At 70.1% G+C, this 13,075-nt stretch carries 14 protein-coding genes; 8 read left to right on the top strand and 6 right to left on the bottom strand.

Features of this window, described 5'->3' with window-relative positions; genetic code table 11:
• Window positions 1–316: 316 nt before the first annotated feature.
• Entirely contained in the window at window positions 317–2,365 is a 2,049-nt protein-coding gene (locus tag CSW64_RS16295; protein ID WP_099623091.1) for a phytase, read from the bottom strand.
• A 73-nt stretch (window positions 2,366–2,438) separates the two neighbouring features.
• Complete coding sequence (locus CSW64_RS16290) at window positions 2,439–3,314, bottom strand: sigma-70 family RNA polymerase sigma factor (protein ID WP_099623090.1); 876 nt, start codon at window positions 3,312–3,314, stop codon at window positions 2,439–2,441.
• Between the two features lie 116 nt (window positions 3,315–3,430).
• On the opposite strand from CSW64_RS16290, the gene CSW64_RS16285 reads away from it, so the two are divergent.
• On the top strand, window positions 3,431–3,886 hold the full coding sequence (locus CSW64_RS16285) for a carboxymuconolactone decarboxylase family protein (RefSeq protein ID WP_099623089.1): 456 nt from the start codon (window positions 3,431–3,433) through the stop codon (window positions 3,884–3,886).
• Here the strand turns inward: CSW64_RS16285 and CSW64_RS16280 are convergent.
• Window positions 3,883–4,296 (bottom strand): EVE domain-containing protein, encoded by a 414-nt coding sequence (locus tag CSW64_RS16280; RefSeq protein WP_099623088.1) that lies wholly within the window; start codon window positions 4,294–4,296, stop codon window positions 3,883–3,885. The two genes, CSW64_RS16285 and CSW64_RS16280, sit on opposite strands and share 4 nt — an antisense overlap.
• A gap of 77 nt (window positions 4,297–4,373) precedes the next feature.
• On the opposite strand from CSW64_RS16280, the gene CSW64_RS16275 reads away from it, so the two are divergent.
• From CSW64_RS16275 to CSW64_RS16255, 5 genes are all read left to right on the top strand, one after another.
• Window positions 4,374–4,868 carry a GAF domain-containing protein gene (locus CSW64_RS16275; RefSeq protein WP_099623087.1) on the top strand — a complete coding sequence of 165 codons (495 nt, stop codon included), beginning with the start codon at window positions 4,374–4,376 and terminating at the stop codon, window positions 4,866–4,868.
• A gap of 64 nt (window positions 4,869–4,932) precedes the next feature.
• Window positions 4,933–5,856, top strand: coding sequence for a glycosyltransferase family 2 protein (locus CSW64_RS16270; protein WP_099623086.1), 924 nt, complete (start codon window positions 4,933–4,935; stop codon window positions 5,854–5,856).
• 53 nt (window positions 5,857–5,909) lie between these two features.
• Window positions 5,910–6,476 (top strand): flavin reductase family protein, encoded by a 567-nt coding sequence (locus tag CSW64_RS16265; protein WP_099623085.1) that lies wholly within the window; start codon window positions 5,910–5,912, stop codon window positions 6,474–6,476.
• Window positions 6,477–6,597: 121 nt separating this feature from the next.
• Window positions 6,598–7,770 (top strand): acetyl-CoA C-acetyltransferase, encoded by a 1,173-nt coding sequence (locus CSW64_RS16260; RefSeq protein WP_099623084.1) that lies wholly within the window; start codon window positions 6,598–6,600, stop codon window positions 7,768–7,770.
• Between the two features lie 172 nt (window positions 7,771–7,942).
• A complete protein-coding gene (locus CSW64_RS16255; RefSeq protein ID WP_099623083.1) occupies window positions 7,943–8,917 on the top strand; it encodes an RDD family protein in 975 nt (324 codons plus the stop codon).
• 67 nt (window positions 8,918–8,984) lie between these two features.
• On the opposite strand, the gene CSW64_RS16250 is transcribed toward CSW64_RS16255, so the two are convergent.
• Complete coding sequence (locus CSW64_RS16250; protein ID WP_099623082.1) at window positions 8,985–10,349, bottom strand: PQQ-dependent sugar dehydrogenase; 1,365 nt, start codon at window positions 10,347–10,349, stop codon at window positions 8,985–8,987.
• Between the two features lie 157 nt (window positions 10,350–10,506).
• On the opposite strand from CSW64_RS16250, the gene CSW64_RS16245 reads away from it, so the two are divergent.
• Entirely contained in the window at window positions 10,507–10,833 is a 327-nt protein-coding gene (locus CSW64_RS16245) for a DMT family transporter (RefSeq protein WP_099623081.1), read from the top strand.
• 77 nt (window positions 10,834–10,910) lie between these two features.
• Here CSW64_RS16245 and CSW64_RS22095 read toward each other — a convergent pair whose 3' ends face one another.
• A complete protein-coding gene (locus CSW64_RS22095) occupies window positions 10,911–11,084 on the bottom strand; it encodes a hypothetical protein (protein WP_172448597.1) in 174 nt (57 codons plus the stop codon).
• 105 nt (window positions 11,085–11,189) lie between these two features.
• On the opposite strand from CSW64_RS22095, the gene gcvA reads away from it, so the two are divergent.
• On the top strand, window positions 11,190–12,092 hold the full coding sequence (gcvA, locus tag CSW64_RS16240; RefSeq protein ID WP_099623080.1) for a transcriptional regulator GcvA: 903 nt from the start codon (window positions 11,190–11,192) through the stop codon (window positions 12,090–12,092).
• Here gcvA and CSW64_RS16235 read toward each other — a convergent pair.
• A complete protein-coding gene (locus CSW64_RS16235; RefSeq protein ID WP_099623079.1) occupies window positions 12,076–13,020 on the bottom strand; it encodes an alpha/beta hydrolase family protein in 945 nt (314 codons plus the stop codon). The genes gcvA and CSW64_RS16235 overlap by 17 nt on opposite strands.
• Window positions 13,021–13,075: the final 55 nt, after the last annotated feature.

Genomic DNA, 13,075 nt, shown 5'->3' with positions numbered 1-13,075 from the left:
ACGGATCTTCGCGGGACAAGCCGAGACATCGGGGGACAATCGATCCCTCTCCGCCGGGGCCTCGGGGCGCCGGCGGAGACCGACCGGACATCCCGGTCGGGCCTTCGAGCGGACCAAGGGCCGCGCGCGCCCGACCGGTCCAAATGTCCGCAAGTCTCCGTAATTTCTGAAGGAATCCCCGAATTCGCGGCGGCCGTGTTCACGGCGTTAGGCTTGGAGGATGAGCCCGCCGCCGACACGCCTCGAAACCGCCGCCCCGTTTGCAGGGCGGCGGCGCGTGGGGACTCCGGTCCCGGCGGCGAGGCCGAAGAGGGCGCTATTCCGGCAGCTTCAGCGCCTCGGCGATCGCGTCCCAGGGCACGATCTTGAAGTTCTGCGGCTGCGGCGGGCTGACGTTGCGGCCGTCCTGGACCACCAGCGCGCCGCGCGGGAAGGCGGGCCCCATCGGGACGCTGGTCACGTCCAGCCCGTCGGTCTCGGACGCGCCGTCGATGCCCTTGGCCGGATCGCCGATGATGGCGAAGGAGCCGGCGTAGTCGTGCGTCCCGTCGCGGCGGAACAGGGCGTAGCTGTTGTTGCCCTGGCTCGAGAGCACGATGTAGCCGCGGCCCTTAGGCTGCAGGTACAGCGACACCCCTTCCAGGTCGTCCTTCAGCTTCGGGTTGGCGGCGACGCTGGCGACCATGGTCTTGGCCGAACCGCCCTTGGGCTCGGCGCTCAGCTTCCAGAGCGCGACGTCCTCCTCGGCGACGTAGAGCGTTCCCAGCTCGTCGTCGGCGACGCAGCCCTCGGTCTGGCTGTCGAAGGCGAATTCGCGGACCAGCTCGCTGCGCACCTTGCCGCCGGCCGCCTCGACCAGCCGCCACTGGCGCATCTTGCCGTCGGTGTCGTTGATGAACACGAAGGTCTGGCCGCTCTTGCGGCTGCGGTACATGCACAGGCCATACGGATCGCCCAGGCCGGTCGGCTGGACGCCGTCGGACACGTTGCTCAGCCGGCCCGTGGCGGGGTCCAGGGCATAGATGGCGATGGCGTTCTTGGTGCGGTCGCTGGCGGTGACCAGGGTCACGCTCCGGCCGCCCAGCTTGAAGCCGTCGCGCAGGTCGACGTTGTTCATGCGGCCGTCGGCCAGGAACTGCACCCGCTTGCCGGACAGGTCGTAGACGCCCAGGCCGGCCTGCTTGTCGGTGCCGATGATCAGGCTCTTCGAGGGATCGGTCGGATGCACCCAGATGGCGGGATCGTCGGCCGCATCGCCGCCGCCCTCGACCGGCTGGGTCTCGACCGTGGCCGTCACGGTCGGCAGGGGCTGGGGCGCCAGGACGCGCGGGTCCTGCGGCGTCCCGGCGTTCAGCTTCAGCGCCGCGGCGATGTCGGCGAAACGGGCCAGCTTGTAGTTGGTCCCGCCCGCGTTCTCGTCGTCCATGGCGATCAGCAGGCCGCCGGCCGTGCTGGTCGCGTACAGGCCGCCGGCCGCCTCGACGCCGGTCAGCGTGAAGCTGCCGACGCGCCGGTCCTTGGCGTCGCGGTCGTAGACGTGAAAGCTGTTGGCCGAGGCGTTGGAGGCGATCAGATAGCGGGCGCCGCGGCCGCCGTCGTAGAGGGCCAGGCCGCCGACCTCCTTGTCGAGCGCGCCCAGGCGAACGGCGTCGATCAGCCTGGGGATGGTCTCGGCCTCGGGATCGGCGTGGAATTTCCAGATCCCGATGGCTTGTTCGGCGACATAGAGGTCGCCGTCCGTATCGTCGACCGTGCAGTAGGCGGCCTCGGACGCCAGGTGCAGGCGGCGGACGAGCTTGCCGGCCAATCGACCGGCGCCGTCGTCATGGATCGCCCATTGCTCGATCTCGCCATGTCCGCCCAGCGCGAAGGCGTAGAGACCGCGGTCCAGCGGGCTGCGGTACAGGCACAGGCTCTCGGCCGCGAACGGCAGGGTGATCGGAGCGCCGGTCAGCTCGCGCGTGCCGCCGGTCGCGGCGTCGAAGTCGAAGAACCGCAGGCGGCTGATTCCGCCCTCGGTGTCGAGCACGCCCAGCACCGTGGCCTCGCGGCCGCCGACCGGCGCGCCGTAGCGGATGTCCAGGGCCGTGACGTCGCCGGCGGGGATCGCGCCGGAGCGCTTGCCGTCCAGGCCGTAGACCTCGATCCCGCCCAGCTCGCCGCTGCCGACGACCCTGCCGCCGCCCGCGCCGTCCAGCGCCAGGACGGCGGTGTTCGCGCCCGAGCGGACGGTCGGGGTGGTCTCGGCGAAGGGCGTCACGGAGGGGACGGCGGTCTGCGCCAGCGCCGCGGTCGCCGTGCTCGCCAGCAAGGCCAGCATCAACCCCCGGAGGGTCCACAAGGTCGTCGTGCGCGCGGTCGTCATCCGGTCCCCCAGCTTTGCGTCCCCGGGGGGACTGCCTCCCTTCGGTAACAGAATGATGTCACCACCTCCCGGATCAGCGGTCGAGCAGGGCCATGTCGAGGCCAGCCAGCCGCTCCGGCTCGGCGACGGCGCTGATCTCGGCGATCTTTCCGTCCTTGAGCGTGAGCTGCAGCACCAGCAGCAGCTTGCCGCGCGGCGCCACCAGCAGCGCCACCGCGCCGTCGACCAGCGCCGGCCGCGCGCCCGTCGCCCGCCCGGAGAAGGAGGCCGCCACCGCTTCGGCGCCGTGAAGCTCGGTCGGCCCGCCGTAGCGGACGGCGAGGGCGTCGCCGCGGAACACGACGTCGGGCGCCAGAACCGCCAACAGGCCCTGCAGGTCGCCGCTCCGCGAGGCGGCGAGGAAGGCGTCGACGACGCCGCGCTGGGCGACCAGTCCCTCGTCCGCCGCCGTCCCGCCGCCCCGCACCCGCCGCCGCGCCCGGCTGGCCAGCTGGCGCGTCGCCTCGGGGGACCGTTCGACGATCGGGGCGATGTCGTCGAACGGCAGGTCGAACATGTCGTGCAGCACGAAGGCGATCCGCTCCGCCGGCGCCAGGGTCTGCAGGACCACCAGCAGGGCGATGCCGATCGAGTCGGCCAGCAGCGTCTCCTCTTCCGGATCGACGCCGGCCTCGCGGCTGGGGATGTCGTCCGTCGCGTCCGCATCGAGCGAAGTCTCGCGCCGCGACCGGCGCGACCGCAGCATGTCCAGGCAGACCCGCGCGGTGACCGTGGTGAGCCAGCCGGCCAGGTTTTCGACCGCGCCGCCGTCGGCGCGGCTCAGCCGCAGCCAGGCCTCCTGCACGGCGTCCTCGGCCTCGCCCAGAGAGCCGAGCATGCGGTAGGCGGCCTGGCGCAGCCGGGGGCGTTCGGCCTCGAAGCGGGCGGCCAGAAGATTTCTCTCGTCCATCGGTCACGTTTCCTCGTCGCGGTCCGTCATGCCCATGACGAACGAAATCCAGCCGATGTGACGAACGCGGCGGAGGGCGACGTCAGTCGAGTCAGACACCCTTCGAGGAGATACCGATGCAAGCCCGTATGAAGAACCCCGCCATGCTGCTGCCCGACGCCATGCAGGCCATCCTGGCCGTGAAGGCCTCGACCGAGAAGGGCGGCGTGCCGCAGTCGACCCTGGACCTGGTCCACCTGCGCGCCAGCCAGATCAACGGTTGCGGCCCCTGCATCGTCGGCGGCGCGCGGCTGGCCAGGAAGGCCGGCGAGACGGACGATCGGATTTGGGCGGCGGCGGCTTGGCGGGAAGCGCCTTTCTACACCGACGCCGAACGGGCGGCCCTGGCCTTGACCGAGGAGATCACCCGACTGGCCGACCGCGCCGACGCCGTGCCGGACGCGGTCTGGGACGAGGCCGCACGCCATTTCGACGAGCGCGGACTGTCGGCCATCGTGATGATGGCCGGCCTCACCAACCTGTTCAATCGCATCAACGTCGCCACCCGCCAGGTGGCCGGCGCCTGGGGCTAGAGGCCGGACTTGGCCAGCACATGCTTCCACTCCGCCTCGGTGACCGGCTGGACCGACAGGCGGAAGGAGGTGACCAGCGACATCGACGCCAGGGCCGGATCGGCCTTGGCGTCGGCCAGGGTGAAGGGCTTGGGCAGGGGCTCGACCGCCTTCACGTCGACACAGACGAAAATCCCCTTGGGATCAGTCGGGTCGATGTAGTGCTCGCGGATCACCTCGGCGATCCCGACGATCTCCTTGCCCTCCTGCGAGTGGTAGAAGAAGGCGCGGTCGCCGACCTTCATGGCCATGAGGTTGAGCTTGGCGGTGTGGTTGCGAACGCCCGTCCAGGGCTCGCCCTTGTCGCCGGTCGCGACCAGGTCGCTCCAGGAATAGGCGTCCGGTTCGGACTTCAGCAGCCAGTAGGCCATGGCGGAGCTCCCTCGATGATCGGCGGCAGCTTACCCGGCTCGCGCCGGAGGGCTAGGCGCCCTATATCGCGCTGATCATGGCCGAAGCCTTCAATGACCTGACCCTGTCCGCCGACCGCGAGGCCCGCTACGCCGAGGTCGCCGCCGAGATCGCCTCCGTGCTGGACGGCGAGCCGAACGTCACCGCCCGGATGGCCACGGTGGCCTCGATGCTGGCGAACAGCTTCGACCACTATTTCTGGACCGGCTTCTATGTCGTCGACCCGGCCAAGGGCGACGAGCTGGTCGTCGGGCCGTACCAGGGCACGCTCGGCTGCCTGCGCATCGCCTTCGGCCGCGGCGTCTGCGGCTCGGCGGCGGCGACCGGCCAGACGCAGTTCGTACCGGACGTCCACGCCTTTCCGGGCCATATCGCCTGCGACAGCCGCTCGGAGAGCGAGGTCGTGGTTCCCGTGTTCGGGCCGGACGGCAAGCTGATCGCCGTCTTCGACGTCGACAGCGACCGCCCCGCGGCGTTCGAACAGACCGACGTGGTCTGGCTGGAGAAGATCCTGAAGGCGACGTTCGGCTGAGGGACGTTGCGGGAGGCGACGCGGTTAACCCGCCCTTCGTCCGCTCTGTGCATGCTCCGGCGTGATGACCATCGCCGTCTCCATCGTGATCCCGACCCAGCGTCGCCCCGCCGGATTGGCGACGGCGCTCATGTCCGCCTTGGCCCAGACAGGCGTGGATCCGGCGAGCCTCGAACTGGTCGTAGCCGACAACGATCAGGTCCCGTCGGCCAGGCGCGCGGTCGAGGCCGTCGCGGCGAACGCGCCGTTCCCGGTCGTCTATGCCCACGAGCCAGCGGCGGGCGTGGCCAATGTCCGCAACACCGCTCTGCGCACGGCGCGCGGGGGGCTGATCGCCTTCCTCGACGACGATCAGGAAGCCCCGGCCGGCTGGCTGGCGGCGCTGCTGACGACCCGGGCGCGGCATGACGCCGATGTCGTCTTCGCCCCGGTCCATGCCCGGGCGCCCCAGAGCGAAGCGATCTACCGTCCCTATTTCGAGCGGTTCTTCTCGCGGCTCGACGACGCCGAAGAGGGGCCGATCGACCACTTCTACGGCTGCGGCAACAGCCTGCTCCGACGCGCCTCCCTGCCCGGCGGCGACACGCCGTTCGCCGTCGAGCGCAATCAGATCGGCGGCGAGGACGACCTGCTGTTCGGCAACATGCAGGCGGCCGGCGCACGGTTCGCCTGGGCGCCGGACGCCTGGGTCTGGGAGGATCCGATCCCGTCGCGGCTGACCTTGCGCTACACCCTGGCCCGGGCGTTCGGCTACGGCCAGGGACCGACCGAGCACTGCTGGTCCAGCACGCCGCGGGATCTTGTCGGCGTCGCCAAATGGATGCTGATCGGCCTGGGACAAACGGCGCTGTATGGCCCGATCGCCCTGGCCAAATGGGCGCTGCGGCGGCCGGATCGGGCCCAGGCTCTGGATCGTGCGGCGCGCGGGCTGGGCAAGACCTTCTGGTGGGGGCCGTTTCGGCTGATCTTCTACGGTCGAACCGCCTGACTGACGCAGCGGCAGGCTTGCCGAGGCGGCGGGCAACGGCCAGATATCGGTCGATGGACGCCGTGCACACCTTCGAACTGGGCCAGGACCCGGAGACCGACGCCCGCGCCCTGCGCAACGCCTTCGGTTGCTTCACCACCGGCGTGACCGTGGTCACCACCCTGGACGGCGACCGGCGGGTCGGGTTCACGGCCAACAGCTTCACCTCGATCAGCCTGGATCCGCCCTTGGCCCTGGTCTCGATCGGACTGGGCGCGTCCTGTCTGCCGGCGCTGGCCCAGTCGGGCCGGTTCGTCGTCAACGTCCTGCACGTGGATCAGCAGGATGTCGCTCGCCAGTTCGCCCGTCGCGACTGCGACCGGTTCGACGGCGTGGGCATCGAGACCTGGCTGACCGGCGTCCCGGTGCTGAACGGCTGCATGGCCAATTTCGAGTGCGAGACCCACCACGCCTTCCAGGCCGGCGATCATCAGGTGTTCGTCGGGCGTATCCTGAAGGTCCGCTACGACCCGTCCCACGAGCCGCTGGTTTTCCTGCGCGGCGGCTATCGGCGGGTTCACACCGACGCCCCGACCGACGAGGTCGGACAGGCGACCTCTGCGGGCGGTCGGGCGCTCTGACGCGCCGGCGTCCCGACGCCGAATTTTGTGAACACGGCTGACGCGGCGTCATACTCGACTCGAACAGTCGTTGGCCTACATTGCCGCGAACGTAAACGATAACCTCGCAGGGAGAGGACCTATGGGCGAAGCCTATATCGTCGCGGCGGCGCGGACCGCCGGGGGCCGCAAGGGCGGCCGTCTGAGCGGCTGGCATCCGGCGGATCTGGCCGGCGAAGTGCTGAAGTCGCTGGTCGCCTCGACCAAGGCCGATCCGGCGCTCGTCGAGGACGTGATCATGGGCTGCGTCGGCCAGGCCGGCGAGCAGGCGGTCAACATCGCGCGCAACGCCGTGCTGGCCGCCGGCTTCCCCGAGAGCGTGCCGGCCACTTCGGTCGACCGCCAATGCGGCTCCAGCCAGCAGGCCCTGCACTTCGCCGCCGCCACCGTGATGAGCGGCCAGATGGACGTGGTCATCGCCTCGGGCGTGGAAAGCATGAGCCGCGTGCCGATGGGCACGCCCTCCATCCTCGCCGCCAAGGCCGGCCTGGGCAGCTACATGAGCCCGCAGATCCAGGCGCGCTATCCCGGCGTCCAGTTCAGCCAGTTCGCCGGCGCCGAGATGATCGCCAAGAAGTACGGCTTCACCAAGGACCTGCTCGACGAGTTCGGCTTCTCCAGCCAGCAGAAGGCGATCGCCGCCACCCAGTCGGGCGCGTTCAAGAACGAGATCGTCGGCGTCGAGATCACCACGGCCGACGGGACCAAGGAGGTCCACACCGTCGATGAGGGCATCCGCTTCGACGCCAACCTCGACGCCATCAAGGGCGTGAAGCTGCTGGTCGAGGGCGGAGCGGTCACCGCGGCGACCTCCAGCCAGATCTGCGACGGCGCCTCGGGTGTGATGGTCGTCAACGAGCGCGGCCTGAAGGCGCTGGGCGTCGAGCCGCTGGCCCGCATCCACCACATGACCGTCACCGGCGGCGACCCGGTGGTCATGCTGGAGGAGCCCGTGTTCGCCACGCAGAAGGCCCTCAAGCGCGCCGGCATGTCGATCAACGAGATCGACCTGTACGAGGTCAACGAGGCCTTCGCCCCGGTGCCGCTGGCCTGGCTGCAGGGCAACGACGCCGACCCGGCCAAGCTGAACGTCAACGGCGGCGCCATCGCGCTGGGCCACCCCCTGGGCGGCTCGGGCACGAAGCTGATGGCCACCCTGGTCCATGCCCTGCGCAACCAGAACAAGCGCTATGGCCTGCAGACCATGTGCGAAGGCGGCGGCCTGGCCAACGTCACGATCGTCGAGCGTCTCTGACGCCGACGTTTCCCTCTCCTAGGGGACGAGACGCCCTCTCCGGAAACGGGGAGGGCGTTCTTCGTTTTCATCGACCCGCGCCGGTTGCGTAAGCGGACTCGCGCCTGAGCGGATTCGCTGACAGGGTGCGCGTGTCATCGCCTCTTGAGGCGTGACGCGTTGGGGGGAGTTCATGTCTGAAGAGTCTGCGCCGGCTTGGTCCGGCTTCTGGCGTCGCGTCGGCGCCTTTGTCGTCGACACCTTGTTGCTCGGCGTGGTCGGTTATTGCGTGGGCATGCTCTTCCATGACGCGCTCGCGTCGGTGGCGGGGCCTACACGGCTGATCGGTCTCGTCGTCGCGACGCTTTACTTCGGGGTGCTGTCGAGCCGACTGGGCGGATCGCGCACAGTCGGCATGCGCCTGTTGGGGCTGAAGGTGATGTCGACCGGCGGCCGACCGCTCGGTCTCGCCGTCAGCCTGTGGCGGGCCCTGGTCCTGGTCACGCCGATGATGCTGAACGGGATGATGGTCTACATCGCGAACGAAATCGCGATGACCGTCCTGGGGGTGGCGTTCATCGTCCTGGTGTTTGGCCTCGGTCTGGCCCAGATCGTCCTGCTGCTGTTCAACCTGCCCTCGCGGCGGCTGGCGCACGACCTGGTTTCCGGTGCGGCGGTCGTGCGAGTGTCGGCGACCGAGACGCCTGCAGGGGTCTCGCGCATCGCCGTGGGCGCGGCGGTCGGCGCGATCCTGTTGGCCCTGGGCGCCGGGGTCTGGGCCGTGGCCGCCGGCAGGTCGTTCGCTCCGCAGTGGATCGCCGAACTCGAACCGCCCCGAGCAGCGGTCGCCGCGCTGCCGGGCGTGCTCGAGGCTGGCGTGCGTGACTCGACCACCACCTTCTACGGAACGGACGGACAGCAGACGACCCGAACCCTGATCGTCACCGCCAAGGTGCGCGCGTTGCCCAAGGATCCTGGTCCGCTGGTCCGCCAGGTCGGCGACGCCGTGGCAGGGGCCTATCGCCTTAGGCCCGGCCAGAAGGTCCGCGTGAACCTCACGTCGGGCTTCGATATCGGCATCGCTTCTGGTTGGCGCAGCTATGCCGCCGATTACGCGCCGGCGGTCGCGGCGCCGGCCCCGGTCACGCCGACGAAGCCCGCGCCGTAGCGGCGATCGGTAAGCCGTCCACGCGCTTCCTTCGGCGGGAAGGCGTTGGACGGTCTTTCGACAGGGCCTAGGCCGGCGCCACGCGCCAGACGATGTTGCCGACGTCGTCCGCGACCAGCAGGCCGCCGCCGCTGGGGATCACCCCGACCGGGCGGCCCATCGCCTGGCCCTTGGCGTTCAGGAAGCCGGTCAGGAAATCCTCGGCCTTGCCGGCCGGCTTGCCGTCCTTGAACGGCACGAATACCACCTTGTAGCCGCTGACCGGGTTTCGGTTCCACGAGCCGTGCTGGCCGATGAAGGCCCCGCCGGTGAAGCGGGTCCAGGCCTCGGGCCGAGCGGGTTTGTCGCCGTCCCTGCCGACCGTTCCGGTCCACGGCGGAACGAAGGTCAGGCCCAGCGACGCGGTGTGGGCGCCGAGGGCGTAGTCGGGGACGATCGCCTTGGCCACCAGGTCCGGCCGCTGCGGCTTCATCCGCGTGTCCACGTTCTGGCCGAAGTAGCTGTAGGGCCAGCCGTAGAAGCCGCCGTCCCGGACGCTGGTCATGTAGTCGGGGACCAGATCGTGGCCGAGCATGTCCCGCTCGTTCACGGCGGTCCAAAGGGCGCCGGTGGTCGGCTCCCAGGCCATGCCGACAGGGTTGCGCAGGCCGCCGGCGAACTGGCGCAGCGCCCCCGTGGCCAGGGTCAGTTCCAGGATGCCGGCCCGGTTCTTCTCTTTGTCGATACCGCCTTCGGCTAGGTTCGAATGGGAACCGACCGCGATGTAGAGCTTGGAGCCGTCCGGGCTGGCCAGCAGGTTCTTGGTCCAATGGCCGTTCGGTTCGCCGGCCGGCAGGTCGACGACCTTCTCGCCCTTCGCCGTGATCTCGGTCTGGCCTTCGGCGTAGGGGAAGCGCAGCAGGGCGTCGGTGTTGGCCACATACAGGCTGCCGCCGATCAGGGCGACGCCGAACGGCGAGTTCAGCCCCTTCAGGAACGCCGTCCGGATCTCGGCCTTGCCGTCGCCGTCGGCGTCGCGCAGCAGGGTGATGCGGTTGGCGCTGGGCACGCCGGCGCCGGCCTTCTTCATCATGTCGGCGGCGACCCAATCGGTGAGGCTCTTCTTCTCACGCGGCGGGCTGTTGCTCTCGACCGCCAGGACGTCGCCGTTGGGCAGGCGGTAGAGCCAGCGCGGATGGTCCAGGCCCTCGGCGAAGCGGGAGACGGTGAACCCCGCGGGCGCCTTGGGCGCGCCGCCCGCCGGCCAGCCGACCGCCTTGGCCGGGTTGAGCACCGGGATCGGCCCGCTCGGGTCGGGCGGGGTCAGCTCCGGCGCCGAGCCGTAGGTGGCCTCCGCCGGCAAATCGGCCGTGCCGTTGCAACCGGACAGGGAGAGCACCGATAGGGCGGTGGCGGCGATGACGGAGACGGCCAGGGGTTTCGCGCGGATCATGTAGGGCCTCCCGCGGGGAGGATGGCATGAACCGGCCGGCGCCGATATCTCCTGGCCTCTGCGGCCCGAAGTCGCTAGAAGGCCCGCTTTCGCGCGACGGCCTCTTTCGGGTTTCCGGCCCCGCGCCCCAGGACGAGCCCGCATCAGGAGATATCCGATGGCGTGGGTCGTCCTCGGCGTAGCCGTGTTCACCGAGATCTGTTGGGCCCTCAGCCTCAAGCGGGCGGGCGTTGAAGCCACCTGGCAGGCCTCGATCGTCCCGATCGTGCTGAGCTTCATCAACATGGCGCTGCTGGCCTGGGCCATGCGCGGCCTGCCCGCGTCGCTGGCCTACGCCATCTGGACGGGGCTGGGCGCCGTCGGCGTGGCCATCGCCGGGGCGGTGCTGTTCCGCGAGGTCCTGGCGCCGGCCCAATACGGCTTCATGGCGCTGGTGGTGGTCGGCGTCGTGGGTATGAAGCTGGCCGCACCCGGCGCGGCTTGACCCAACTCCATTTATGACAAAAGGGCGACGATGCGGGTTGGCCGCGTCGTCGCCCCTCGATCGGAACGCGTTGGTGCTCAGCCGCGACGGGCGTCGCGGCGGGGCTCGGAGTCGCGCAGCCAGGGACGGTCGTAAGCCTGGCGCACATAGGCCTCGCCGGACGTGCGAAGGCTCTGGATAGCCTTGGAAACGGCGTCGCCGAGGAACGAGGGCGTCGCGGCGGGGCGACGGATTTGGACGGTGGCGGTCATGGGGGAGGTCTCCGTTCGCTTGCATCTACAAGATGGGTGATCGGGCCGATTTTCGCCAACGAAAGGATCGACATACATAATTAGCTGAGCTTATGATCTCTGCTCATGCGCACGCTGCCGCCGCTCAACGCCGTCCGAGTCTTCGAAGCGGCCGCGCGCCACGAGAACTTCACGCTCGCCGCCGACGAGTTGGGCATGACCCAGGCGGCCGTCAGCCATCAGATCAAGGTGCTGGAGGAGCGGCTGGGGCTGAAGCTGTTCCGCCGCGAGCGCCAGCGGGTGATCCTGACCGAGACCGGCCGCCGCGCCGCCGCCGGAGCCGGTCGCGGGCTCGACGAGATCGAGGCCGCCTTCGCCGAGCTGCGCGCCGACGACGAAGGCACCCTGTCGGTCTCCACCACCGTCACCTTCGCCAACACCTGGCTGGCCTGGAAGGTCGGCGGCTTTCAGCTCCAGCACCCGGACATCGCCATCCGCCTGTCGGCCAGCAACGGCCTGGCCGATTTCGTCAATGACGGGGTGGATGTCGCGGTTCGCTCGGGCGACGGGAAGTGGCCGGGGATGGAGGCGATCCGCCTGCTGAACCAGGACTTCACGCCGATGTGCAGCCCGGCGTTCCTGCGCGCTCGCGGCGGGCGGATCGAGCCGCGGGACCTGGCCCGGCTGCCGCTGATCAGCCCGCACGATCCGTCCTGGGCGCGCTGGCTGAACGATGCGGGCCTGTCGGACATCGCCGAGCAGCCGCTGGCCGGCGTGCGCCTGGACTCCCAGGCCAACGAGGGCCACGCCGCCATGGCCGGCCAGGGCGTGGCCATGCTGACCCCCTTCCTGTGGCGCACCGACAAGGCCGAGGGCCGGCTGGTCCAGCTGTTTCCCCAGGTTTCGACCCTGGGACTGGCCTACTGGATCGTCTATCCCGAGCACCGCAGCCGTACGCCGAAGATCAAGCGCTTCCGCGAATGGCTGCTGCAGGAGCTCGGGGCTCCGCCAACTACAGGTTGGCCCTGAAGAATCGGACGACTTCGCGGTTGAAGCGCTCATGGAAGGCCGCCCGATCGAAGCCCGGCGTCGGGGCGCAGATCATCGGCGCCTGGGCGGCCAGTCTTTCCGAACAGGGCGGCAGGAAGTCGAAGTGGCCCGCGTCGTCGACCACCAGATACTCCGGCGGCCGGGGCAGGGCGTCGCGGACAGGTTCGGCGTACAGCGGACTGGGCAGGATCTGGTCCTTCTCGGCCCGCCATAGCTGTACGGGCTGGCGCACCCCAGCAAGGCGGGCGCGGTCGAAGGTGAAGCCCAGGGCGGGCGCGGCGGCGACCACGGCGGCGATACGCGAGTCGTGGCTCCAGGTCTTGGGCAGGGCGCTCGGGGGATGCGCGGAGACCAGGCGACAGTCGAAGAAGTCGGGATGGTCGCGGCAGTGCCCGGACATGCGCGTCATGTCCGGCTCGCCGCCCGCCGCCGTCAGCACCGTGAAGCCGCCGGCGGAGAAGCCGAAGGCGCCGACCTTGTCCTGGTCGAGGGCGGGGCGGCCGTCCCAGGCCTTCAGCATGTGGTCGATCACCATCGTAAACTGGCGGGGGCGTTCGGCGATGTCGGCGGCGCGGCTGCTGTCCCGCCAGTTGTCGCCGCCGTGGGTCAGGCTGGCGACCACATAGCCTGCCGCGGCCAGGGCGCGGGCGGTGTCCTCCTGGCCGCGGAAATGACCGCCCGAACCGTGCGACATGACGATCAGCTTGCGGCCCTGGCCGGCCGCCAGGTCGCCGACGCTCCAGACCCCGACCTCGATCGGCGGACCGCCGCCATCGGGAACGCTGATCGCGCGAAAGGACACCGCGGTCGCGGCGGCGGGCGACGGAGCGGGGGAGGCGACGGAGGGGACGGCGGCGGAGGGGGCGGCGGCGCCCAGGACGGCGGCGAGAACGAAGGCGGTGATCACGGAAGGGCTCCGGTTGGCGTGTCGGTTCGTCCCGTCTGGGGTTTCCCCGGGGCCT

The organism is Caulobacter mirabilis (genome assembly GCF_002749615.1).
GTDB lineage: Bacteria > Pseudomonadota > Alphaproteobacteria > Caulobacterales > Caulobacteraceae > Caulobacter > Caulobacter mirabilis.
Note: the sequence above shows the minus strand (reverse complement) of the source record. Positions and strands in the feature narration are given on the sequence as shown.